The 22,468-nt window shown below is 66.6% G+C and carries 23 protein-coding genes; 7 read left to right on the forward strand and 16 right to left on the reverse strand.

Going from position 1 to position 22,468, the window contains the following annotated elements; all coding sequences use genetic code 11:
• Nucleotides 1-3: 3 nt before the first annotated feature.
• From RVY76_RS03770 to trpS, 11 genes are all read right to left on the reverse strand, one after another.
• Nucleotides 4-1,113 carry an ABC transporter permease gene (locus RVY76_RS03770; RefSeq protein ID WP_317375954.1) on the reverse strand — a complete coding sequence of 370 codons (1,110 nt, stop codon included), beginning with the start codon at nt 1,111-1,113 and terminating at the stop codon, nt 4-6.
• The gene (locus RVY76_RS03775) at nt 1,113-1,403 is read right to left on the reverse strand and encodes a hypothetical protein (protein WP_317375955.1); all 291 of its coding nucleotides are present in this window, start codon (nt 1,401-1,403) and stop codon (nt 1,113-1,115) included. The genes RVY76_RS03770 and RVY76_RS03775 overlap by 1 nt, the downstream gene beginning before the upstream one ends.
• Nucleotides 1,400-2,986, reverse strand: a complete 1,587-nt coding sequence (locus tag RVY76_RS03780) for an ABC transporter ATP-binding protein (RefSeq protein WP_317375957.1) — start codon at nt 2,984-2,986, stop codon at nt 1,400-1,402. The genes RVY76_RS03775 and RVY76_RS03780 overlap by 4 nt, the downstream gene beginning before the upstream one ends.
• A gap of 65 nt (nt 2,987-3,051) precedes the next feature.
• On the reverse strand, nt 3,052-4,053 hold the full coding sequence (locus RVY76_RS03785; protein WP_317375958.1) for a BMP family ABC transporter substrate-binding protein: 1,002 nt from the start codon (nt 4,051-4,053) through the stop codon (nt 3,052-3,054).
• A 163-nt stretch (nt 4,054-4,216) separates the two neighbouring features.
• A complete protein-coding gene (locus RVY76_RS03790; RefSeq protein ID WP_317375959.1) occupies nt 4,217-4,618 on the reverse strand; it encodes a GNAT family N-acetyltransferase in 402 nt (133 codons plus the stop codon).
• Nucleotides 4,619-4,629: 11 nt separating this feature from the next.
• Nucleotides 4,630-5,274, reverse strand: a complete 645-nt coding sequence (tsaB, locus tag RVY76_RS03795) for a tRNA (adenosine(37)-N6)-threonylcarbamoyltransferase complex dimerization subunit type 1 TsaB (RefSeq protein ID WP_317375960.1) — start codon at nt 5,272-5,274, stop codon at nt 4,630-4,632.
• A complete protein-coding gene (locus tag RVY76_RS03800; protein WP_317375961.1) occupies nt 5,267-5,827 on the reverse strand; it encodes a NifU family protein in 561 nt (186 codons plus the stop codon). The genes tsaB and RVY76_RS03800 overlap by 8 nt, the downstream gene beginning before the upstream one ends.
• Nucleotides 5,828-5,903: 76 nt before the next feature.
• Entirely contained in the window at nt 5,904-6,590 is a 687-nt protein-coding gene (locus tag RVY76_RS03805; RefSeq protein ID WP_317375962.1) for a heparan-alpha-glucosaminide N-acetyltransferase, read from the reverse strand.
• Nucleotides 6,590-7,045: a universal stress protein gene (locus RVY76_RS03810; protein ID WP_317375964.1), complete on the reverse strand. Its 456-nt coding sequence runs from the start codon at nt 7,043-7,045 to the stop codon at nt 6,590-6,592. The genes RVY76_RS03805 and RVY76_RS03810 overlap by 1 nt, the downstream gene beginning before the upstream one ends.
• Before the next feature lie 75 nt (nt 7,046-7,120).
• On the reverse strand, nt 7,121-7,984 hold the full coding sequence (locus RVY76_RS03815; protein ID WP_317375965.1) for a branched-chain amino acid aminotransferase: 864 nt from the start codon (nt 7,982-7,984) through the stop codon (nt 7,121-7,123).
• 27 nt (nt 7,985-8,011) lie between these two features.
• Nucleotides 8,012-9,028, reverse strand: coding sequence for a tryptophan--tRNA ligase (trpS, locus tag RVY76_RS03820; protein ID WP_317375967.1), 1,017 nt, complete (start codon nt 9,026-9,028; stop codon nt 8,012-8,014).
• A 77-nt stretch (nt 9,029-9,105) separates the two neighbouring features.
• Between trpS and RVY76_RS03825 the strand changes: the two genes are divergently transcribed.
• Entirely contained in the window at nt 9,106-9,786 is a 681-nt protein-coding gene (locus RVY76_RS03825) for a rhomboid family intramembrane serine protease (RefSeq protein WP_317376704.1), read from the forward strand.
• A gap of 90 nt (nt 9,787-9,876) precedes the next feature.
• Here the strand turns inward: RVY76_RS03825 and murJ are convergent, their stop codons facing one another.
• The 3 genes from murJ to RVY76_RS03840 form a co-directional block, all read right to left on the reverse strand.
• A complete protein-coding gene (gene murJ, locus RVY76_RS03830; RefSeq protein ID WP_317375969.1) occupies nt 9,877-11,421 on the reverse strand; it encodes a murein biosynthesis integral membrane protein MurJ in 1,545 nt (514 codons plus the stop codon).
• 67 nt (nt 11,422-11,488) lie between these two features.
• The gene (locus RVY76_RS03835; RefSeq protein ID WP_317375970.1) at nt 11,489-14,305 is read right to left on the reverse strand and encodes a [protein-PII] uridylyltransferase; all 2,817 of its coding nucleotides are present in this window, start codon (nt 14,303-14,305) and stop codon (nt 11,489-11,491) included.
• Entirely contained in the window at nt 14,265-15,446 is a 1,182-nt protein-coding gene (locus RVY76_RS03840) for a penicillin-binding protein activator (protein WP_317375971.1), read from the reverse strand. The genes RVY76_RS03835 and RVY76_RS03840 overlap by 41 nt, the downstream gene beginning before the upstream one ends.
• Nucleotides 15,447-15,535: 89 nt before the next feature.
• Between RVY76_RS03840 and rsmI the strand changes: the two genes are divergently transcribed.
• From rsmI to gshB, 3 genes are all read left to right on the forward strand, one after another.
• Entirely contained in the window at nt 15,536-16,390 is an 855-nt protein-coding gene (gene rsmI, locus RVY76_RS03845; protein WP_317375972.1) for a 16S rRNA (cytidine(1402)-2'-O)-methyltransferase, read from the forward strand.
• 4 nt (nt 16,391-16,394) lie between these two features.
• Entirely contained in the window at nt 16,395-16,745 is a 351-nt protein-coding gene (locus tag RVY76_RS03850) for a YraN family protein (protein ID WP_317375973.1), read from the forward strand.
• Between the two features lie 68 nt (nt 16,746-16,813).
• Entirely contained in the window at nt 16,814-17,761 is a 948-nt protein-coding gene (gshB, locus tag RVY76_RS03855) for a glutathione synthase (protein WP_317375974.1), read from the forward strand.
• Here the strand turns inward: gshB and RVY76_RS03860 are convergent.
• Both RVY76_RS03860 and RVY76_RS03865 read right to left on the reverse strand, forming a co-directional pair.
• Nucleotides 17,758-18,372 carry a response regulator transcription factor gene (locus tag RVY76_RS03860; protein WP_317375975.1) on the reverse strand — a complete coding sequence of 205 codons (615 nt, stop codon included), beginning with the start codon at nt 18,370-18,372 and terminating at the stop codon, nt 17,758-17,760. The two genes, gshB and RVY76_RS03860, sit on opposite strands and share 4 nt — an antisense overlap.
• Nucleotides 18,373-18,553: 181 nt before the next feature.
• The gene (locus RVY76_RS03865; RefSeq protein WP_317375977.1) at nt 18,554-19,132 is read right to left on the reverse strand and encodes a GcrA family cell cycle regulator; all 579 of its coding nucleotides are present in this window, start codon (nt 19,130-19,132) and stop codon (nt 18,554-18,556) included.
• A gap of 126 nt (nt 19,133-19,258) precedes the next feature.
• On the opposite strand from RVY76_RS03865, the gene RVY76_RS03870 reads away from it, so the two are divergent.
• From RVY76_RS03870 to RVY76_RS03880, 3 genes are all read left to right on the forward strand, one after another.
• Nucleotides 19,259-20,062, forward strand: coding sequence for an ABC transporter permease (locus RVY76_RS03870; protein ID WP_317375978.1), 804 nt, complete (start codon nt 19,259-19,261; stop codon nt 20,060-20,062).
• A 104-nt stretch (nt 20,063-20,166) separates the two neighbouring features.
• On the forward strand, nt 20,167-21,042 hold the full coding sequence (locus RVY76_RS03875; protein WP_317375979.1) for a DUF2189 domain-containing protein: 876 nt from the start codon (nt 20,167-20,169) through the stop codon (nt 21,040-21,042).
• Nucleotides 21,043-21,235: 193 nt separating this feature from the next.
• Complete coding sequence (locus RVY76_RS03880) at nt 21,236-22,408, forward strand: aspartate aminotransferase family protein (protein ID WP_317375980.1); 1,173 nt, start codon at nt 21,236-21,238, stop codon at nt 22,406-22,408.
• The last annotated feature ends 60 nt before the right edge of the window (nt 22,409-22,468 follow it).

Consider the following 22,468-nt stretch of genomic DNA (forward strand, 5'->3'; position numbering starts at 1 on the left):
CGTCTATTCCGCCGCGATTTCGGGTGCGGGCTTGCGCCGTCCGAACCGCAGGAATGTCCGTTCCAGCGGTGAGCGGACCATTCCGTCGAGCGCGCCGGTGAAGAGGATGACGAGGGCCTGGATCACCACGACCATCTCGCGCGGGACGCTCGTCTCGAATTCGAGTTCGGCCCCGCCCTGATAGAGCGCGCCGAAGAGGATCGCGGCGAGGAACACACCGACCGGATGCGAGCGGCCCATCAGCGCCACGGCGATCCCGACGAAGCCCGCGCCCTGAACGTTGTCCTGCAGAAGGCGTTCCTGTTCGCCCATCACCGCGTTGAGAGCCATCATGCCCGCGAGCGCCCCCGAGATCAGCATGGCGATCATCGTGATCCTGACGGGGTTGATCCCGGCATAGATCGCCGCCGTCTGCGAATGTCCGAAGGCCCGGATCTCGTATCCGAGCCGCGTCCGCCAGAGCAGCAGCCAGAGCCCGAACCCGGCGGCGAGCGCGACGAGGAAGCTGAGGTTCAGGGGCGTCCGTGCGAAATCGACGCCGATCACGGCGAACATGTCGCGTGCCGTGGGCAGGTGGCTTCCGTCCGGAAAGCGCGAGGATTCGGGGGCCATGCCCGGTGCCTTGAGCGCGCCGATCAGAAGATAGACGAGCAGCGCCGAGGCGATGAAATTGAACATGATCGTGGTGATCACGATATGGCTGCCGCGCTTGGCCTGCAGATAGGCCGGGATCGCGGCCCAGGCCGCTCCGAACAGCGCGCCGCCGACGATCGCCACCGGCAGCGCAACGCTCCAATGGGGCCATGGCAGCGCGAGGCAGACGAGCGCCACGCCGAGACTGCCGAGCGTGGCCTGTCCCTCTCCGCCGATATTGAAGAGCTTTGCCTGAAAGGCGATCGCGACGGCGAGGCCCGTGAAGATGAAGTTCGTCGCGTAGTAGAGGGTGTAGCCCCAGCCATAAGTCGATCCGACCGCGCCCTCGACCATGATTGCAAGCGCCTCGAACGGGTTCTGCCCGATGAAGGCCAGCACGATACCCGACACGATCAGGGCAAGCGCCAGGTTGATGAGCGGAATGAGGGCTATGTCGGCCCATCTCGGCAGCTTTTCCATCAGGATTGCCCCATGAAAACGAACATGAAGCCCAGGGCCATGCCAAGCGCCACGCACACGAAGGCCGAGCCGATCCCGTAGAGAAGGTACGAACGTATATCGACGCTCGCCATCAGATCTCCGTCGTTGCGCAACCTTGCTATCGCTTGCTCCACCTTCTTCCAATTGGGGTCTGTGCGATGAGGCTCGCTGGACGCACCCGGCCTGACGCGGTCCCGAGCCACCGGTTCGACGCGTTCCTCGAGCCTTGCGATGCGTTTCTCGAGCGGCGTCATGCGGTCGTCGTTCATCGGGCATCCTCCCGCGATCGGTTCAGGTTCTGCTCGATCTCCTCCGTCGAGGGATTGCGATCGGTGTCGGTGATCCCGGCCATCATCAGTCCCAACTCGCGCTCGTCCGTCTTTTCCGGGCGACGCTCGCCCATGATGCGACCGTCGAAGATCACCGCGATGCGATCCGACAGGGCAAGGATCTCGTCGAGCTCGACCGAGACGAGAAGCACGGCCTTGCCCGCATCGCGCAGGGCGACGATCTGCTCGTGGATGAACTCGATCGCGCCGATATCGACACCGCGCGTGGGCTGGCCGACGAGGAGCAGATCGGGGCTCCGTTCGAGCTCGCGCGCGATGACGATCTTCTGCTGGTTCCCGCCCGAGAAGTTCCGGGCCTTCTGCCAGCAATCGTCGGGCCGGATGTCGAACCGCTCGATCTTGGCACGCGCATCCTCGCGCAGCGCGTCGTTGTCCATGAGGAGCCCGCGCTGGTAGCGCGGATCGTCGTGATAGCCGAAGGCCACGTTCTCCCAGGCGTGGAAGTCGAGGATCAGGCCCTCCTCCTGACGGTCCTCGGGGATGTGCCCGATACCGCTGCGGCGCCGCGCACGGGCATCCGCCCCCTTGCCGCCGATCGGCAGGTCGCGACCGTTGAGCGTCACGCGGCCTTCGCCCGGGCGCATGCCGCCCAGAACCTCGAGCAGCTCCGATTGCCCGTTGCCCGCAACGCCGCAGATGCCGAGGATCTCTCCCGCCCGTACGTCGAGCGAGATGCCGCGAAGCCGCTCCACGCCGGTGCCGTCGACGACACGCAGCTTGTCGACCGCAAGGATCACATCGCCGGGGCGGGCGGGTTCCTTCTCGACACGGAGCAGCACCTTGCGTCCGACCATGAGCTCGGCCAGTTCCTGCGGCGAGGTCTCGGACGTCTTGACGGTCGCGGTCATCTGGCCGCGCCGCATGACGCTGACCGTATCCGTCGCCTCCATGATCTCGCGCAGCTTGTGCGTGATGAGGATGATCGTCTTCCCCTCGCGCTTGAGCCCGTCGAGGATCCGGAAGAGGTGATCGGCCTCGGCGGGCGTCAGCACGCCCGTCGGCTCGTCGAGGATCAGGATATCCGCCTGCCGGTAGAGCGCCTTGAGGATCTCGACCCGCTGCTGCATGCCCACGCCCAGATCCTCGATCCTGGCGTCGGGATCGACGTGCAGCTCGTATTCCTCGGAAAGCTGCTTGAGAAGCTTGCGCGCCCGCCCGAGCGATCCCTTGAGAAGCGCCGCATCCTCCGCGCCCAGCACGATGTTCTCGAGCACGGTGAAGTTCTGGACGAGCTTGAAGTGCTGGAACACCATGCCGATGCCCGCGCGGATCGCGGCCTGGCTGTCGGTGATCTCCGCGCGTTTGCCGTGCACGAAGATCTCGCCGCTATCGGCCTTGTAGAAACCGTAGAGGATCGACATCAGCGTGGACTTGCCCGCGCCGTTCTCGCCGATGATGCCGTGGATCGTTCCGGGCATCACCCGGATCGAGATGTCCTTGTTGGCCTGAACCGGCCCGAACGCCTTCGAGATGCCTTGGAGCTCGATCGCGGGGTCTGTCATGGGGCGTCCGTCTTGTCATCGTAGTGGCCCCCCTGGCGGCGCATGCCGAAAGGGGGGCCGTCATCTCAGAACGTCAGTGCGGGGCAGCTGTCGTCGTCGTAATAGTCGTGGACCTCGATCTCGCCCGCGATGATGGCGTCGCGCGCCTCCTGAACCGCGGTCAGCATCTCTTCGGTCACGAGATCCTCGTTGAACTCGTCCATCGCGACGCCCACGCCGTCATCGGCCAGGCCCTTGGTCTGGAGCCCGGGTTCGATCTGTCCGTCGGTGCCCGCCATGAACGTATCGTAGACCGCGTTGTCCACCCGCTTGACCATCGAGGTCAGCATGGTGCCCGGATGCAGGTAGTTCTGGTTGCTGTCGACGCCGATGGCGAGGATGTCCTCGTCCTCTGCCGCCTGCAGGACACCCACGCCGGTGCCGCCCGCGGCGGAATAGACCACGTCGGAACCCTGACCGATCTGGCTGCGGGTCAGCTCGCCGCCGCGCACGGGATCGTTCCAGGCAGCGGGCGTCGTGCCGGTCATGTTGGCCACGACGTCGATGTTCTCGTCGACCGACTTTGCCCCCTGGGCATAGCCGCAGGCAAAGCGCCGGATGAGCGGCACGTCCATGCCGCCGACGAAGGAGACGGTGCCCGTCTCGGACGCCATTCCGGCCATGATGCCCACGAGGTAGGAACCGGTATGCTCGTCGAACATGATCGACTGGACGTTCGGCTGGTCGACGACCGCATCGATGATGACGAAGGTCGTCTCGGGATAGTCGGGGGCCACCTGTTCGAGCGTCGAGGCGTTCGCAAAGCCCATCGTGACGATCGGGTTCGCCCCGCGATCGGCCATGCGGCGCATGTTCTGCTCGCGCTGCGCCTCGGAGGTCAGCTCGGTTTCCATGTAGTCGCCGCCGGTCTCTTCGGCCCAGCGCTGCGCACCGTTATAGGCACCTTCGTTGAAGGACCGGTCGAACTTGCCACCGAGGTCGATGATGAGGCCCGGTTCGGCAAACGCCGCGCCAGTGGCGAGGGCGCAGACGCCCGCCGCGCCCAGAAATGTCTTGGTCATGCTCATAGGGTCGTTCCCTTCCTGTCTTCGGCGATGACGGATGCGGTCGTGAGGGTGCCGCAATGCGAAGTCGATTAAGGAGGTCCGCGCACCGAAGATCAAGGGCAGACTGGTCGCCGACGGGCCGCTGGTCCGGCCGGTGACGCGCTTTTTCGAGGGTGACGTTCGGTCAGCCCGCGAATTCGTGACGAAGGATCAGCGCATCGACCGCCGGGCCCTCCCCGGGCCTGTAATATCCACGCCGCCGCCCGATCTCGGAATAGCCCGCACCTGCATAAAGCGCACGCGCCGCTGCGTTGTTTTCCGCCACTTCGAGAAAGACCTCCGTCGCGCCCGCTGCCTCTGCCGCGACGTGGAATCGCGCCAGGCAATCGCGTCCGCGACCATGCCCCTGTGCCTCGGGCGCGATGGCGATGGTCAGAAGCTCCGCCTCGCCGGCGATCACCCGGCCAAGCGCGAAGCCCTCGGCGACCGTCACCGAGAACGCGCCTCTGCCCGCGAGGAGGCTCTCGATCTCGGACGCGCTCCAGGGACGGGGCAGGGTCATGGCCCGCGCGTGGATCGCGGCCATCTCGGCCGGTTTCATCTGACGGGCGGGACGGGACGGGCGGGGGCCGCATCGGCCTCCCGGATATAGAGCGGGGCAGGCGGCGCGATGTCCTGCCCGCTGGCCAGGATCGCCTCCGCCCGGCGCGCCATGCGCCGCAGGCGTTCGGGCCAGGGATCCGCGCGATCCGCACCCGCGACGATCCCGGCGGCAAGGTCGTCGGCGATCACGCGACCGGCCGTCTCGACCGCATCGGCATCGCAGATCGTCGCATCGCCGGTCGCAAGGCCATTCCCGAACCGCTGGACGTGGATCTGCCCCCGTGGCGCGCCCAGCAGGACGGTCGCCTCGCCAGTCTCGGCCTCGGGCGGCAGGCAGGCGTGGAACGTGTCGACCCCGATCGCCGGACGGCCCAGCCCCATGGCGAGGCCGCGCGCGGCCGCGACCGCGATGCGGATGCCGGTGAAGTTGCCGGGCCCCACACCGACCGCGATCGCGTCGAGATCGGCGAAGGCGAGGTCGGCACCCTGCATGATCTCTTCGATCAGCGGCATCAGACGCTCGGCCTGACCGCGCGCCATCTCTTCGCGGCGCTCGCCGAGGATACGGTCGCCCGACAGCAAAGCGGCCGCGCAATGCGCGGCCGATGTGTCGAATACGAGGATCCGGGTCTCAGGCAATGGGGCGGACTTCGACCACTTCGGGGATGTAATGGCGCAGCAGGTTCTCGATCCCCATCTTCAGCGTCAGGGTCGAAGACGGGCAGCCCGCGCAGGCCCCCTGCATGTGCAGATAGACGACGCCGCGTTCGAAGCCGTGGAACGTGATGTCGCCGCCATCCTGCGCGACCGCCGGACGTACGCGGGTGTCGAGCAGTTCCTTGATCTGGACGACGATCTCGCCATCCGGCCCGTCATGCGTGGCGTGACCGCCCGCCTGCTGGCCGTTCTCGGCCATGACCGGCTGGCCGGACTGGAAATGTTCCATGATCGCGCCGAGGATCGCGGGCTTGATATGGTCCCAATCGGTGCCGTCATCCTTCGTCACGGTGACGAAGTCGTTGCCGAGGAACACGCCGGTCGCTCCGTCGATCGCGAAGATCCGCGTGGCGAGCGGCGAGGCGTCCGCGGTTTCGGCGCTCGGGAAATCGGCGGTACCGGCTTCCAGGACCGTCTGACCCGGCAGGAACTTCAGTGTCGCCGGATTCGGGGTGGATTCGGTCTGGATGAACATCGCGCGTCTCCCTTGCGTGAAAGGTCCACCCGATATGCCCGCGAGGGCCCGGACTGTCAAGGTTTCTGGAACCATTCTAAACTGCGCGCAGCCACCCGTAGGCCATCAGTCCACCGAACAGGATCGGCTGGTGCAAGAGATAAATGGCGAGCGAATGCCGCCCCATCCGCGCGAGGATGTCGCCCGCCGGCGCTTGGCGCGGCAATGGGACGTGACGCGCCAGGGCAAGCCCCGCGAGCATCGCCGCGAACCACGGGAAGATCGGCTCGTAATCGAGCGATGGTCTGACCTCGGGGGCCAGCCCCAGCGGATAGAGCGCGGGATGCGAGAACATCTCGGAGACGAGGATGAGCGGGGCCGCGAACGTCACGGCCGCGGCCCCAAGCACGATCCATGTCGGTGCTGCAACGAAGGGCAGGGCCATCAGCGAAAAGAGTGCGATGGCGTGGAGGATCCCGAACCAGACCGGCGCGCCCATCGCCCATCCCGTCCCGAGCGTCACGGCGAGTGCCGCGATCGCGAGCACGGCCTCGCGCCGCCAGAACCCGCGCCAGCGGATGCCGTCCCCGTGCGCGATCTGCAACGATACGCCCGCCAGCGCGACGAAGCTCGCCGCGATGGAGATCGCGAAGACGCGCCAGCCCGTCCCGCCCGAAACCGGCCACGTGACGTAGCCCAGAAAACTGAGGTCGTAGGAAAAGTGAAAGACGATCATCGCGCAGAGCGCGAGCCCCCGTGCGCGGTCGATCCAGGCGACGCGCATCAGGTGATCAGCGCCAGCTGATCCTTGCTGAGCTCGCCCGGAACGATCGTCACCGGGACGGGCAGCGTGCCCGCGATCCGCGACAGCTGCGTGACGAGGGGACCGGGGCCGCCCTTTTCGGCGCTCGCCCCCAGGACCAGCACGCCCACATCTTCGTCCTCGCGGATCTGTGCCAGGATCTGCGGAACGGGGTCGCCCTCACGGATGACCAGTTCGGGGTCGATGTCCTGCCGGTCGCGCATCCACTTGGCGAAGACCTCGTAATGCGCGCGGATGCGTTCGCGGGCTTCCTCGCGCATGATCTCGCCCACGCCGATCCAGTGGTTGAACTCGTCCGGCGGAATGATCGACAGGATCTGCACGCCGCCGCCGGTCCGTGCCGCACGCATCGCCGCGAACCGCATCGCGTTGAGGCATTCGCGGCTGTCGTCGAGGATCACCAGGAACTTGCGCATGAACTCCGTCCGTCGCTCGGGCCGGTGGCGATGATGACACCGCGCGGCACCTCTGTCCACATGTCCGAAGCCGCCTCAGCGCGCGCCGGACAGGGCCCAGTCCCAGTACATCTCGCGCACGGCCTTCGCCACGGGGCCGACATCGTAGCGCCGGTCGTCGAAGGCCGTGACCGACTGCACCTTCGACATGTTGCCCGACAGGAAGACCTCGTCGGCCGCGCGCACGTCGTCGAAGCTCAGCACCGCCTCGCGCACGGGCGTGCCGGATGCGGCGAGGTTCGCCATGTGCCGCGCCCGCGTGATCCCGGCCAGGAACGTGCCGTTCGCCACGGGCGTCAGGACCTCGCCGTTGCGCACGATGAAGACGTTGGCCGTCGCGCTTTCGGCCACGTTGCCGAGCGCATCGGCGGCGAGCGCATTGCCGAATCCCTTCGCCTGCGCCTCGCGCAGCATCCGCGCGTTGTTGGGATAGAGGCAGCCCGCCTTGGCGTTCACCACCGCCGATTCCAGCACGGGCCGGCGGAACCGCGTGGTCGTCAGCGTCGTCTCGGACGCGGCCGGCAGCGGGATCGCCTCGAGGCAGATGCAGAAGCCCGTCGTCTCGGCCGAGGGCGCGATGGCACCGGGGCCCGCATCTATGCCCCAGTACATCGGCCGGATATAGACCGCCGCATCGTCGGGATAGCGCTTCAGCCCCTCCCACACGATCGCGACCATCTCCTGCGCCGTCACGGTGGCCCGCAGCATCAGCGCCTCGGCCGAGCGGTTCACCCGCTCGCAATGCGCCAGCAGATCCGGTGCCACGCCATGCGCATACCGCGCCCCGTCGAAGACCGAAGAGCCGAGCCATGCTCCATGATCGGCGGCGCGCATGACCATGACGTCGCCGTCATGCCATTCGCCCTCGAAATAGGTGCGGATATCCTTGCCGACGGCCATGATGCCTCTCCCTCGCGTTTTGGGGCGCTACCGCACCATTCCGACGATCCGGTACGTCTCGTCCAGGATCGGGGCCGCGATCGTCCGCGCGCGCTCCGCCCCGCGGGCGAGGACGCGGTCGATCTCGGCCGGATCGCGCATCAGCCGCGCCATTTCCTCGGTGATGGGCGAGAGCTTCTCGACCGCCAGATCGGCGAGCGCGGGCTTGAAGCGGCCGAATTGCGCGCCGCCCATATCGGCCATCACCTCTTCGACGCTCAGATCCGACAGCGCGGCATAGATGTTGACGAGGTTGCGCGCCTCGGGCCGGTCCGTCAGATCCTCGTAGGCCTCGGGCAGGGGCTCGGGATCGGTCTTGGCCTTGCGGATCTTCTTGGCGATCGTGTCGGCATCGTCGGTCAGATTGATCCGGCTGGCATCCGAAGGGTCGGATTTCGACATCTTCTTCGTGCCGTCGCGCAGGCTCATCACCCGCGTGGCGGCCCCTTCGATCACCGGCTCGGTCAGAGGGAAGAAATCGACGCCGTAATCGTGATTGAACTTGGCCGCGATGTCGCGGGTAAGCTCGATATGCTGCTTCTGATCCTCGCCCACGGGCACATGGGTCGCGTGATAGGTCAGGATGTCCGCGGCCATCAGGGCGGGATAGGCGAACAGCCCCAGCGACGCGGCCTCGGCATTCTTGCCGGCCTTGTCCTTCCACTGCGTCATGCGGCCCATCCAGCCCATCCGCGCCACGCAGTTGAAGATCCAGGCGAGTTGCGCGTGTTCGGGCACCCGGCTCTGGTTCACGAGGATCGAGCGCTCGGGATCTATCCCGCTCGCGATGAAGCCCGCGGCAAGCTCGCGCGTCGAATGGGCAAGGTCGGCGGGCTCCTGCCAGACGGTGATCGCGTGCAAGTCGACCATGCAGAAGATCGTCTCGACGTCGCGGGCCTGCCAGTCGACGAACCGCCTCAGCGCGCCGAGGTAATTGCCCAGATGCAGGTTCCCCGAGGGCTGGATGCCTGAAAAGACGCGCGGGGTGAAAGAGGCCTCGGCCATGGACTTGCCTTCTGGATCATCGGGTCGGTCTCGCTTACCCATAGCGCCGGAAACCGTCAAGGAAGCCGCAGATGGCCATGAGCGACCACAACCAGAACCCCTTCAACGCGTTGCCGCCCGTCGTCGTGGTGCTCGCCGTCGCGATCGCGGGGATCGAGATCGTCTTTCAGGCGGGTGCGCGCGGCTTCGGCGGCGCGGATGCGGTGGGCTGGCGGCTCGAGGCGCTCAACACCTTCGCCTTCTCGCCCCAGCTCTGGGACCGGATGGTCGATACGGGCCAGTATCCGCCCGCGGCGCTTCTCAGGCTCGTCAGCTATTCCTTCGTCCATCTGGGCTTCGGCCACATGCTCTTCGTGCTCGTCTTCCTGCTGGCTCTGGGCAAGATGGTGGCCGAGGCGTTCTCTAGCGTTGCGATGGTCGCGGTCCTCTTCGTCTCCGCGGTCGCGGGCGCACTTGCCTACGGCACGCTGATCGACCCGCAGGTGGCGCTCGTCGGTGGGTATCCGGCCGTCTACGGGCTGATCGGGGCCTATACCTACATCCTCTGGACCGGGCTCGGCGCGATCGGCGAACAGCGGCTCCGGGCCTTCACCCTCATCGCCTTTCTCATGGGGATCCAGCTCGTCTTCGGGCTGCTCTTCGGGGGCGGGCTCGAATGGGTGGCCGATCTGGCGGGCTTCGCAGCGGGCTTCCTGCTGTCGTTCCTGGTCTCGCCGGGCGGCTGGCAGCGGGTCCTCTCCCGGATGCGTCAGCGGTAGTTCGGTGCCTTTAGAGAGCTGAAAGGGGGCGCTGCGGCCCGAGGCCTCACCGCTCCTTAACCGCCCTGCTTCGGAAGGGCGGTCGCGCGATCACCGTCTCATCGACGCGCGGATCTGCTTGACCGACACCGCTCCGACAAGGTTGCCGATCCCGAAATACGAGATCACCCCGATCGCGATCAGCAGCGCCAGTGCCGCGAACTGCCAGGGCCCGCCGAACAGCGACCCGAGCGCGACGGACCCGATCCAGAGCGTGACGCCCATGGCCACGCTCGCGATCAGGATCCTGGGCAGGCGGCGGCGGAACCGTGCATCGACGCGCGCCGTCTCGCCCATGCCGCGTGCCCCGCGGATCAGAAGAATCGCCATGGCCCAGCCGGCGATCGTGGTGCCGAAGGCGGCCGAGACGAAGCCGACATAGGGGGCGAGCCCGATCGCGACGACCACGTTCACGACGAGCGAGACGAGCGCGAAGCGGAACGGCGAGACCGTATCCTCGCGCGCGTAGTAGAGCGGCTGCCAGACCTTCTGCAGCACGAAGGCCGGCAGCCCGAGCCCGTAGATCGCAAGGGCCAGCGCGGTCGCGGCGGCGTCGTCGGGCCCGAAGGCCCCGCGCTGGAACAGCGTCACGACGAGCGGCATGGGAATGACGAGGAACGCCACCGCCGAGGGCACGGCGAGGATCAGGGCGAATTCGGCCGCGCGGCTCAGCGCGTCGCGCCCGCCCGCATCGTCCTCGGCCCTCAGCCTGCGCGAGAGTTCGGGCAGCAGCACCACGCCGATCGCGATGCCGACGACGCCGAGCGGAAGCTGATAGAGCCTGTCGGCATAGTTGAGCCAGGCGATCGCTCCGTCGAAGAAGCTGGCGACCTGCCGTCCCACGAGGAGGTTCACCTGCATGACCCCCCCGGCGAGCGCGGCGGGGGCCGCGATGACCGCGAGCCGCCTGAGTTCCGGCGTCAGGCGCGGCCGGCGCGGAACGAGGGTGAAGCCCGCGCGCGCCGCCGCGATCCAGACGAGCCCGAGTTGCAGCACGCCGCCGAGCGGCACCGTCCAGGAAAGGGTCAGGCCCGGATCCCAGCCCAGCCTGTAGCCGATGATGAGCGGCACGATGAGCGCGACGTTCAGCAGGACCGGGGCCGCCGCCGCCGCGACGAAGCGGCCGACCGAGTTCAGCACGCCGCAAAGAAGCGCCGCGAGCGAGATGAGAAGGATATAGGGAAAGCAGATCCGCCCGTAGAGCACCGCAAGGTCGAACCTCTGATCCTCGACGAAGCCCGCCGCCATCATCAGGACAAGCCATGGCATCGCCACCTGCGCGATGAGCGTGAAGACGATGAGTATGCTCGCGAGCCCCGTAAAGGCGTCGCGGGCGAATTCGCCCGCCCCGTCGCCCGCCTCGACCTTCTTCGAGAACATCGGCACGAAGGCCATGTTGAACGCGCCCTCGGCGAAGAACCTGCGGAACATGTTCGGCAGCGAGAACGCCACGAGGAAGGCTTCGGCCACCGGTCCCGCACCCAGGGTCGCGGCGATCATAACGTCGCGCGCAAAGCCCATGATGCGGCTGAGCAGGGTCCAGCTTCCCACGGTGAGGAAGCCCTTGATGAGGCGAGGTGCGGCGACGATCTTCATGGCGTCTCAATGCGCCCGTCGCAAAGCGGTGACAAGCGGCGGCGGGAGGTTTCGCGGCGAAACCTCCCTATGACCGGGCGCGGGCCGCACCGGTGTCGATCGCGTGGCGCAGCTTGCGTTCGAGGCTTTTCTGCTTGCTGTCGGAATAGATCTTCAGGCCGAACATGTCCTTGACGTAGAACGTGTCGACGACCTGCGCGCCGTAGGTGGCGATCACCGCGCTCGCGATCGAGATGTTGGCCTCGGCCAGGGCGCGGGTGAGGTCGTGCAGGAGGCCCGGACGGTCGCGGGTATCGACCTCGATGATCGTGTAGATCTCGGACCCCTCGTTGTCGAAGGCGATGTTCGTGGGGACGCGGAAATCGCGCTCGCGCTTCTTGATCTTGTCGCGGTCGTCGAGGCCCTGACGTGCGATCACCTCGCCCTTGAGCGTCTTGCCGATCATCGACTTGAGACGGGGGATGCGCGCGGCATCGTAGGGGTGCCCCTCGTGGTCCTGCACCCAGAAGACCGCCGTCGCGTAGCCGTCCTTGGACGTGTAGGTGCGCGCATCGACCACGTTCGCACCGACCAGCGCGAGTGCGCCCGCAAGCCGGGAGAAGATGCCCGGATGATCGGCCATGGCGAAGCAGATCCGCGTCGCGTCGCGATCCTCGTCATCGGTGATGTCGATGCGGATCTGATCGTCCTCGATATCGCGCAGCATCTCTGCGAAGGCGCGGTGCGAGGCGACGCCGAGGCCTTGCCAGTAGGGCGGGTAATGACGCTGCATCTCGGTGCGGAGTGCCTTGCGGTCCCAGTCGGGCAGGGCGTCGCGCAGGCGGGCGCGCGCCTCGTTTCCGCGATTTTCACGATTGAGCGCCTCGAGCCCGTTCTCGAGCGCATGCGCCGTCTCGCGGTAGAGGCTGCGCAGGAGCTGCGCCTTCCAGTTGTTCCAGGTGCCGGGCCCCACGCCCCGGATGTCGCAGACCGTCAGCAGCAGCAGCAGGTCGAGCCGCTTCTTGGTGCGCACGGCCTTGGCGAAGTCGCGAACCGTCCGCGGATCGGCGAGGTCGCGCTTCTGTGCCATGTCGGACATGAGAAGGTGATAGCGCACGAGCCATTCGACCGTGTCCACGTCCTGCCGGTTCAGCCCCAGCCGGGGCGCCACCTTGCGCGCGATGCGCGCGCCCAGCACGGCGTGATCCTCGGGCCGGCCCTTGCCGATGTCGTGCAGGAGCAGGGCGAGATAGAGCACCTTGCGGTTGAACCCCTCCTCGACGATGCGCGAGGCGATCGGGAGTTCGTCCTTGAGGTGGCCCTCCTCGATCTGGCTCATGTGGTGGACGCATTGGATCGTGTGCTCGTCGACGGTGTAGTGATGATACATGTTGAACTGCATCATCGCGACGATGGCTTCGAATTCGGGCAGGAACGCCCCGAGCACGCCCAACTCGTTCATGCGCCTCAGCGCGCGGTCGGGGCCGGGATATTTCAGGAGCAGATCAAAGAAGATCCTGACCGCCTCGGGGTCGCGGCGCATCCCGTCGTCGATGAGCGAGAGATTGGCCGAGATCGTCCGCATCGCGTCGGGATGAAGGAGATAGCCGGTCCTGAGCGCCTCGGCGAAGATGCCGAGCATGTTGAGCTTGTTCGACAGGAATGTGGCCTCGTCGCGATAGCGCAGGCGGTTCTGCACGATCGTGTAGTCGGCCTTGACCTTGCGGCGACGGAAGAAGCCGACGAGCTTCGGCGGCTCTTTCTTGAAGTCGGCCTCGAGCGCGGTCAGCAGGATGCGCGTGAGTTCTCCCACCTTGGTCGCGTGGCGGAAATAGGCCTGCATGAAGTGCTCGACCGCGCGCCGGCCGCCGCGATCGACATATCCCATCCGCTCGGCCACCTCGACCTGGAGGTCGAAGGTGAGCTGATCCATCGCACGGCCCGTCACGAGGTGCAGATGGCAGCGGACGGCGAGGAGGAACGTCTCGGCGCGCACGAAACTCTGGAATTCCGCTTCGCTGAAGGTGCCCTTCTTCTTCACCAGATCGGCAACGTCCTGCACGTTGTTCACGTATTTCGCAATCCAGAACAGCGTCTGGAGATCGCGGAGGCCGCCCTTGCCCTCCTTCACGTTGGGCTCGACCACATAGCGCTGTCCACCCTGGCGCTGATGGCGGGCCGTCCGCTCGTCGAGCTTGGCGCGCACGAAATCGCTGCCCGTCTCGCTGAAGAGGCGGGTCCAGAGCGCGGTCTGCAATTCCTCCGCGAGGGGCGCATGGCCCGTCAGGAAGCGGTGTTCGAGAAGGGCCGTGCGGATCGTGTAATCCTCGCGCCCGAGATGGACGCATTCGTCGATCGTGCGGCTGGCATGGCCCACCTTCAGCCGCAGATCCCAAAGGATGTAGAGCATCGATTCGATGACGCTCTCGGCCCAGCCGGTCAGCTTCCACGGGCTGACGAAAAGCAGATCGACATCGGAATGGGGACACATCTCGGCGCGGCCGTAACCGCCGACGGCGAAGACGCCCACATGCTGACCTTCGGTCGGGTTCGCGAGCGGATGAAGATACGTGACGGCCACGTGATGGACCATCTCGACCAGCCGGTCGGTCAGATAGGAATAGGCCGAGACGGTCTTGCGCGCATCGAGAGGCGCTTCGGCGAAGGCCTCGGCGATCGCGTCGCGGCCGCGCGCGCGCGCCGATTTCAGATGCGCGACGGTGACCTTGCGGATTTCGGCGGGATCGCCCGCATCCTCGATCGCGGTCGTGAGTGCGGCGAGGATACGCGGGCGGTCGAAGATACGCTCGACCGGGCAAATGAGATCGCCCGGATCGCGATGCGTGTCGTCGGGTCCGGCCGGTTCAGAAACCGGCGCGGCCGAGGCGTCTGGGAGCAGGGTCAAGAACCACCACCTGATTGTTCTGGATCTGGGCCACGGTCAGCGCGCGCTGGTTGGTACCGTCGGGCAGCAGGCGGAACACGCCATAGGCCCCCGCAAAGCCCGACCCCTGGGTGAGGGCGGAGGAAGTCAGCGCATCGGAGCGTCCCTCGGCCAGAAGCGATCCGACCGCCTGGACGCCGTCATAGGCGAGACCGGCCAGCGGATGCGGTGCCTCGCCATAGGTCTGGGTATAGCGGGCCTCGAAGGCGTTCAGCACCGACATGTCCGGCATGGTGAAGAGGCCGTTCTGCAGGCCCGGAAGGCTCAGGGCCTGGGGCACGGCGTTCCAGCGGGTCAGACCGAGATAGCGGTATTGCTGCGGGTCGATGCCGTTTTCGGGCAGGACGCTCGCCACGAGGGGAAGGTCGCTGTCGACATTGGCGGTGAGGAAGACCGTGTCGGCCCCGGTCTGGCGGACCGCCTCGGCGATGCGGGGACCGGCGGAGGTGATTCCCTCCTGCGAGAGGGCGTAGGACTGGACGGTGGCGACGCTCATCCCCGCGCGCTGGGCCGCGCCGACGATGGCGTCCCGACCGGCCTGTCCGGCCACGTCGCCCGCATGGACGACCGCGACGCTCGACCGGCCCTGTCCGCGGGCATAGCCGACGAGGCGGTTCGCGACGTTGTCGAAGGTCTGGCCGAGGATATAGACGTTGCCGCCGGCGACGGCGGTGTTGTTGGAGAATGCCAGCACGTTGACGCCGCTTCCGGAGACGGCGGGCACCACGGCCGAGACCGACTGGGTGTAGAGCGGACCGAGGATGATCTGCGCGCCTTCGGCGACGGCGCGGCGCGCGGCACCTCCGGCCCCTTCGGGCGTGCCTTGCGTGTCGTAGACGGCGAGGTCGATCTGCGCGCCGCGCACGTCGGCCACCGCCATCCGTGCCGCGTTCTCGAGCGAGCGGCCGACGACGCCGCCGCCGCCGGAAGCGCCGCTCGGCACCAGAAGGGCCACGCGGACGGGCGCGGAGGTGTCGACGCTCGGCCCCTGATTGCCGCGCGATACCGTTCCGGGCGCGCAGGCGGCGAGCGCCACGCCCGCGAAACAGACCAGCGCCGCGCGCGTGATGGGTTTGCGCATGGCGCGCAGCGAAGCAAACATGGTAGGGAACCCCCGGAAAGATCGACGTGAACTGAACTCGAGGATCACGATATGCTCAACGGCCGGATGTGTAAATCGGCAGCGCCCGCATGAGCGGCGAGACCCGGGCACTGGCACCCGGTCTCTACCTCGTGGCGACGCCGATCGGGACGGCACGCGATATCACGCTGCGCGCGCTCGACGTGCTGCGCGATGCCGACATCCTGCTGGCCGAGGATACCAGGACGCTTCGCAAGCTCATGGAGATCCACGGAATTCCGCTGGGCGGCCGGAGGCTCTGGGCCTATCACGACCATAACGGTGCGTCGGTCCGGCCGAAGATCGTGGAGCTCGTCTCGGAAGGGGCGTCCGCCGCCTTCGCATCGGATGCCGGGATGCCGATGATCGCCGATCCGGGATTCGACCTTGCCCGCGCGATGACCGAGCGGGGGCTTTCGGTCACGACCGCGCCGGGGGCATCGGCCCCGTCGGTCGCGCTGGCGCTTTCGGGGCTGCCGACGGATCGCTATCTTTTCGCGGGGTTCCTGCCCGCAACGGCATCGGCGCGAGAGGCCGCGCTGACCGAGCTTGCCGATGTGCCCGCGACTCTCGTTTTTTTCGAGACGGCAAAGAGATGCGAGGCGATGCTCACGTCGGTTCTCGGCAAGCTCGGCGATCGTGAGGCAGCCCTGTGCCGGGAGTTGACCAAGAGGTTTGAGGAGGTGCGCCGGGGGAGGCTTTCCGAGTTGATCGAAGGGTGCGAGACCGATCCGCCGCGCGGTGAGATCGTCATCGTCGTCGACAGGTCGCGGGAGACGACGACCGAAGCCGACATGGAGGAGGCGTTGCGCCGCGCGCTCGACACGATGGGCGTAAAGGATGCGGCGGCCTTCGTCGCCGAGGGGTACGGCGTGAAGAAACGGGACGCATACCAGATGGCGCTTCGTCTCAAGTCCGGGGAATAAGAGATTGGATCCGCTGAAGAACCACCTTTCAGGAGGAGCGGCGGAAGAGCAGGTGGCCCGCTGGTACGCAGATGCGGGGCACGAGGTTCTGGCACGTCGCTGGCGTGGACGATCGGGCGAGATCGACCTCGTCTGCCGCGTGGGGTCCGCGATCGTCTTCGTCGAGGTCAAGCGTGCGGCGACCCATGCGCGGGCCGCCGAGCGGATCGGACCGCGGCAGATCGCCCGCATCCTGTCTGCCGCCTCGGAATATCTGGAAGGAATGCCGGACGGACAGCGGACCGAGACGCGGTTCGATGCGGCGCTTGTCGACGGGGCGGGACAGATCGAGATCCGCGAGGCGGCCTTTCCCTGACGCCATTGCCCTCGGGGCGGGACTGCGCCATGTAACGGCCCGATCTCCGAGCGAAAGGGTGCCTCGACATGTCATTGAAAGTCGCGATCCAGATGGATCCGATCGGGCCCATCAACATCGACGCCGACAGCACGTTCCGCATCGCGGAAGAGGCGCAGGCCCGCGGCCATGAACTGTTCTACTACACGCCGGACAAGCTTGCCTGGCGGGACGGAAAGGTCACGGCGCGCGGCGCGGACCTGAAGGTGAAGCGGATCAAGGGCGACCATTTCGAGCTGGGCGAGATGCGCGAGGCGGATCTGTCGGAGATGGACGTGGTCTGGCTGAGGCAGGATCCTCCGTTCGACATGGGCTATATCACCAGCACGCATCTGCTGGACCTGATCCGGGACACGACACTCGTCGTCAACGATCCGTTCTGGGTGCGCAACTACCCTGAAAAGCTGCTCGTCCTCCAATTTCCGGATCTCATTCCGCCCACGCTGATCGCGCATGATCTCGAGGCGCTGCGTGCCTTCAAGGCGGAGCATGGCGACGTGATCGTCAAGCCGCTTTACGGCAATGGCGGTGCCGGGGTGTTCCGGCTGCGGGCGGATGACGGAAATCTCGCCTCGCTGCACGAGCTTTTCGCGCTGATGAGTTCAGAGCCGCTTATCGCGCAGAAATTCCTGCCGGCCGTATCGAAGGGCGACAAACGCGTGATCCTCGTGGACGGCGAGGCGGTCGGCGCGATCAACCGCGTGCCGGCCGAGGGGCAGACGCGGTCGAACATGCATGTCGGCGGCCGTCCCGAAAAGGTCGCCTTGACCGATCGCGACCGCGAAATCTGCGCAGCGATCGGCCCGCTCCTCAAGGAACGGGGGCAGGTCTTTGTCGGGATCGACGTGATCGGCGACTACCTGACGGAGATCAACCTGACCTCTCCCACCGGGATCCAGGAACTCGAGCGGTTCGACGGCACGAACGTGACGGAGACGATCTGGAAAGCGATCGAGGGGCGTGTGGCCGCGCGCTAGAGCACCCCGATGTTGCGCGCGCGGATCGCCGCCTGGGTGCGGTTGCTGGCCCCCAGTTTGCGGTAAAGCGCGCCGACATGAAGCTTGACCGTCGAGACGCGAATGCCGAGGACGCGGGCGATTTCCTTGTTGGAACGGCCCGCGCTCAGCTGTTCCAGGACCTGCATCTCGCGCGGCGAGAAGGTGAGGTCCTGCACGGGGGCGTCGGCCGTCTCGGGCTGAATATGTTCCGCGGGGGGATAGTAGGTGCCGCCGTCCGCAATCTCGAGGACCGTCGAGACGATCTCGCTCCCGCCGAGGGTCTGCGGCACGACGCCTGCCGCGCCTGCCTCTCTCGCATGGGTCACGAGGGGTTCGGTGGCTCGTTCGGTGACGAGGACGACCCGACTGGCATTCGGTCGCGCAACGAGCTGTTTCAGCCCGGTAAGACCGAGCATGCCTTCGACAGCGATGTTGAGCATCACCAGATCGTAGACCTTCTCGCCGTCGAGCTTGTCGAGCGCCTGATCGAGCGTGTCGGCACAATCGACGTCGCATTCGTGCTCGGTCACGAGATGATGCGCGAAGAGATCTCTCAGGAGAAGGGCGTTGCAGGCTATCAGGATCTTCATCGTCTCGCTTTCCCGGTTTAGGTGCCGCGAGCCTCCCTGCAGCAACGTAACCTTAGAATTCGAGACAAATTTAATCTATCCGAGTTTGGACTCTTGGCTAATTGGTTAGCGCTCGCGAATGCTGCCACGCGAAGATCCGCCGCAACCGAGGCGGGAGATCGCGTGGCAGTTTCCCGTCGCGTTACCTCTTGCGGTCGCGGCGCGACGACATCGGCTGGAACGCGACGCCTACATGCGCCTCGCAATAGGGCTTTCCGGCCTGGGTGGGCAGACCGCAGAACCAGAAGTTCTCGGTGGCGGGATCGCCGACCGGCCACTTGCAGGTCCTTTCGGTCAGCTCCATCAGGCTGAGTTTCTTGGCGGATTTCTCGACCTCGCGGACGGAGGCCAGCGCTTCGGGGCTGATCTCGTTGGCGGAGGGCTGCGGCGGCAGGGGCTGACCCGCGGGGATGATCGCGCGCCTGTTGGATTGCGGCGGGCTCGCCGACTGGGTCGAGGGCTCCTCGGGTTCGTCCTCCACCTCGGGCTCGGGTTCGGGCTGCGGTTCGGGCGGAGGGGTCGGCGCGACATCCGCGACCTTGGTCTCCTCCTCGATCGCCTTCTCGAGAATGCCATTGCGGTTCGACAGGCCCAGCCGGTGCACCTTGCCGATCACCGCGTTCCGGGTCACGCCGCCCAGTTCCTTGGCGATCTGGCTGGCCGACTGGCCCTCGTTCCACATTCTCTTGAGCGTTTCGACACGTTCGTCGGTCCAGGACATGGTCGGCCCCTCGATTGCAAAGGCGAGGCGCGATTTCTTCGCCTCGCCTTGAGATTTCGTTGGAGCGCCTATTCTAATCACGACCGCGCCAGATACAAGCGACGCTGTCCAAGGGGAAAGATCGACATGGCACAGACCGACGAGATGGGCGTCCGGCGTTTCGGACGCTGGAACAGGACCGGAACCGCGACGCTCGCCCATCGCGAATGCCGACGCTTCATGTCGATCTGGAGCCAGACCGTCATGGGGCCGCTCATCAATGCGGGGCTGCTTCTCGCCGTCTTCGCGATCGCGATCGGGCCAACGCGCGGCGACGTGATGGGGGTGAGCTATGTCCACTTCATCGCGCCGGGCCTGCTGATGATGACCGTCATCCAGAACAGTTTCGCCAACACGTCTTCCTCGCTTCTTGCCGCGAAGGTGCAGGGCAACATCGTGGACACGCTGATGCCGCCGCTGTCGCCGATGGAGCTTCTGGTGGGGTATCTTGCGGGCGGGCTCGCGCGCGGGGCGCTCGTCGGGCTGGTGATCGGGGTGGTGATGCTGGTGCTTCTCGGGACCGGGATGGCCCATCCGCTGTGGTTTCTGGTCTTCCTGACGCTCGGTGGTCTGATGATGGGGGCGCTCGGCATCCTCGCGGGGATCGTTGCCAACAAGTTCGACCAGATGTCGGCGATCACGAATTTCATCATCACGCCGCTGAGTTTCCTGTCGGGCACGTTCTACTCGATCGAGGCGTTGCCGGATGCGTTGACCACCGCCGCGCATTTCGATCCGATCTTCTATCTGATCGACGGCGCGCGCTACGGAACGCTCGGGGTTTCCGATACTTCGCCGTGGCTCGGTCTTGCGGTCTGTCTGGGCGTGACGGCCGCGCTTTCAGGCTTGGCGCTGCGCTGGTTCCGGAGGGGTTACCGCCTGAAATCGTGATCGAACGCCCCTCAAAGGGGCTGTTCAGGGTTTGAGAACGTCCTAAGGTTGAAGGGTTCGGTCGCGTCACGCGGCGCGACCCCCATGCTGGAGGAGGTTCGCGCATGGCAAAGGCAATCGGCAATCCCGGAAGCGTCGCGATCGGGGCAATCGGCTCCGTGTTCGGCATCGTCCCATCGGTCCTGCGCCGGATCGGTGGACGGCGCGAGGCTGTTCCGGATCTCAGACCCCTGACCACGTCGGATCTGCGGCTGGCGCTACGGGCCGGGCTCGACGATTTCATGACGTTCCGGTCCGACATCATCTTCGCATGTCTGCTCTACCCGGTGATCGGCCTGGTCCTCGCGCGGTTCGCGTTCCAGGCGGACCTCATCCCGCTGCTCTTTCCGCTTCTCGCGGGGTTCGCACTGCTGGGCCCCGTCGCGGCGATCGGCCTCTACGAGATGTCGCGGAGGCGGGCGCGGGGGGAAGAGGCGAAGTGGTCCGATGGCTTCTCGGTCCTGTCCTCGCCGTCGCTCGGCGCAATCGTGATGCTGGGGGCGATCCTGTTTGTGCTTTTCGCGGCCTGGATCGGCGCGGCGGGGATGATCTATGCCGCGACGCTCGGCCCCGAGGCACCGGCGGGCCTGGGCGATCTGCTTGCGCGCGCGACGGGAACCGGTGCGGGGTGGACGATGATCGTCGTGGGATTTGCGGTCGGCTTCGTCTTTGCCGCGGTGGTCCTCGCGATCAGCGTGGTCTCCTTTCCGCTGCTCGTCGATCGCGACGTGGGCGTGATGGCCGCCATCGCGACTTCGGTGAGGCTCGCGGCGGCCAATCCCGGGCCGGTCGCGCTCTGGGGGCTGATCGTGGCCGTTTCCCTTGCCATTGCGGCGATCCCGGCGCTACTCGGGCTGGTCGTCGTGATCCCGGTGCTGGGACACGCGACCTGGCATCTCTATCGCAGGGCGGTTCCGCGCGACCCGACGCGAACCCGCTAGACGCGGGCCGGAACACGGGCTAGAGGAGGGCGCATGTCACGCATCTGCGCCCTCCGCCTGCCGCGTCTCCGACGCTGATCGTCGGTTCCGGCGTGCTTGCGCGCGCCATCCTTCCCCATCCTCCGAAGATTGACACCCGGGACCCGCTTTGGCACGTATCGTGCTTTGCCGGTGCCGCCAGGAACGACGCGACATGATCCCTTCGATATTGCCGACCTACAACCGCGCCCCCATTGCGTTCACGCACGGAGAGGGGGCTTGGCTTACCGCCGAAGATGGCAGCCGATACCTCGATTTCGGCGCGGGCATCGCGGTCAACGCGCTTGGCCATGCCAATCCGGAGCTTGTCGAGGCGCTGACGGCCCAGGCCCGGAAGCTCTGGCACGTGTCGAACCTCTACGAGATCCCCGAACAGAAGCGGCTCGCGGATCTGCTGGTCGAGCATACCTTCGCCGATACGGCCTTCTTCACCAATTCCGGAACCGAAGCCTGCGAACTCGCGGTCAAGATGGCACGGAAATACTGGTCCGAAAGCGACGCGCCGCGCCACCGGATCGTGGCGTTCGAGGGCAGCTTCCATGGCCGATCCTCGGCCGGGATCGCCGCCGCGGGATCCGAGAAGATGACCAAGGGTTTCGGTCCGCTGCTGCCCGGGTTCACGCATCTGCGCTGGGGCGATCACGATGCGCTCGAGGCCGCGCTCGATGACAGTGTCGCGGCCGTCATCGTCGAACCGGTGCAGGGCGAGGGCGGCATCCGCCCGATGCCGGATGCCTGTCTCAAGGGTCTGCGCGAGCTCTGCGACCGGCACGGCATCCTGCTTATCTTCGACGAGGTGCAGTGCGGCATGGGCCGGACGGGACGCCTTTTCGCGCATGAATGGGCGGATGTCGCGCCCGACATCATGATGATCGCCAAGGGCATCGGCGGTGGTTTTCCCTTGGGTGCGGTGCTTGCATCCGAGAAGGCGGCCGCCCCCATGTCCGCCGGCAGCCACGGGTCGACTTATGGCGGCAATCCGCTCGCCTGTGCCGTCGGGGCCCGGGTCATGGAGATCATGACCGCGCCCGACTTCCTTCCCGACCTGCGCCGCCGGGCGGCCAATCTGCGCCAATCGCTCGAGGGTCTGGTCGCGACGCATCCCGATATCTTCGACCATGTGCGGGGAACGGGCCTCATGCTCGGGCTCAAGTGCAGGGTGCCGGCCGGCGATTTCGTCAAGGCGGGTTACGGCGAGCATCTGCTGACCGTTCCGGCCGCCGACAACGTCGTGCGCCTGCTGCCGCCGCTGAACATCTCCGAGAGCGACATCGAGGAAGCGCTCAGGCGCCTCGACGCCGCCGCGCGCGCGCTCGAGGCCGCCTGAGCGTCATCCGTCCCGAAAAATTCCCGGGGGTGCGGGGGCTTGCCCCCGTTCTCCGGCCCC

The organism is Palleronia sp. LCG004, from assembly GCF_032931615.1.
Classification (GTDB): Bacteria; Pseudomonadota; Alphaproteobacteria; order Rhodobacterales; family Rhodobacteraceae; genus Palleronia.

Excerpts from the sequence above, each read along its gene's own strand:
- RVY76_RS03770 (WP_317375954.1), bottom strand. The coding sequence starts at position 1,113 with ATGGAAAAGCTGCCGAGATGGGCCGACATAGCCCTCATTCCGCTCATC.
- RVY76_RS03775 (WP_317375955.1), bottom strand. The coding sequence starts at position 1,403 with ATGAACGACGACCGCATGACGCCGCTCGAGAAACGCATCGCAAGGCTC.
- RVY76_RS03780 (WP_317375957.1), bottom strand. The coding sequence starts at position 2,986 with ATGACAGACCCCGCGATCGAGCTCCAAGGCATCTCGAAGGCGTTCGGG.
- RVY76_RS03785 (WP_317375958.1), bottom strand. The coding sequence starts at position 4,053 with ATGAGCATGACCAAGACATTTCTGGGCGCGGCGGGCGTCTGCGCCCTC.
- RVY76_RS03790 (WP_317375959.1), bottom strand. The coding sequence starts at position 4,618 with ATGGCCGCGATCCACGCGCGGGCCATGACCCTGCCCCGTCCCTGGAGC.
- RVY76_RS03800 (WP_317375961.1), bottom strand. The coding sequence starts at position 5,827 with ATGTTCATCCAGACCGAATCCACCCCGAATCCGGCGACACTGAAGTTC.
- RVY76_RS03805 (WP_317375962.1), bottom strand. The coding sequence starts at position 6,590 with ATGCGCGTCGCCTGGATCGACCGCGCACGGGGGCTCGCGCTCTGCGCG.
- RVY76_RS03810 (WP_317375964.1), bottom strand. The coding sequence starts at position 7,045 with ATGCGCAAGTTCCTGGTGATCCTCGACGACAGCCGCGAATGCCTCAAC.
- RVY76_RS03815 (WP_317375965.1), bottom strand. The coding sequence starts at position 7,984 with ATGGCCGTCGGCAAGGATATCCGCACCTATTTCGAGGGCGAATGGCAT.
- trpS (WP_317375967.1), bottom strand. The coding sequence starts at position 9,028 with ATGGCCGAGGCCTCTTTCACCCCGCGCGTCTTTTCAGGCATCCAGCCC.
- RVY76_RS03825 (WP_317376704.1), top strand. The coding sequence starts at position 9,106 with ATGAGCGACCACAACCAGAACCCCTTCAACGCGTTGCCGCCCGTCGTC.
- murJ (WP_317375969.1), bottom strand. The coding sequence starts at position 11,421 with ATGAAGATCGTCGCCGCACCTCGCCTCATCAAGGGCTTCCTCACCGTG.
- RVY76_RS03840 (WP_317375971.1), bottom strand. The coding sequence starts at position 15,446 with ATGTTTGCTTCGCTGCGCGCCATGCGCAAACCCATCACGCGCGCGGCG.
- rsmI (WP_317375972.1), top strand. The coding sequence starts at position 15,536 with ATGAGCGGCGAGACCCGGGCACTGGCACCCGGTCTCTACCTCGTGGCG.
- gshB (WP_317375974.1), top strand. The coding sequence starts at position 16,814 with ATGTCATTGAAAGTCGCGATCCAGATGGATCCGATCGGGCCCATCAAC.
- RVY76_RS03860 (WP_317375975.1), bottom strand. The coding sequence starts at position 18,372 with ATGAAGATCCTGATAGCCTGCAACGCCCTTCTCCTGAGAGATCTCTTC.
- RVY76_RS03865 (WP_317375977.1), bottom strand. The coding sequence starts at position 19,132 with ATGTCCTGGACCGACGAACGTGTCGAAACGCTCAAGAGAATGTGGAAC.
- RVY76_RS03870 (WP_317375978.1), top strand. The coding sequence starts at position 19,259 with ATGGCACAGACCGACGAGATGGGCGTCCGGCGTTTCGGACGCTGGAAC.
- RVY76_RS03875 (WP_317375979.1), top strand. The coding sequence starts at position 20,167 with ATGGCAAAGGCAATCGGCAATCCCGGAAGCGTCGCGATCGGGGCAATC.
- RVY76_RS03880 (WP_317375980.1), top strand. The coding sequence starts at position 21,236 with ATGATCCCTTCGATATTGCCGACCTACAACCGCGCCCCCATTGCGTTC.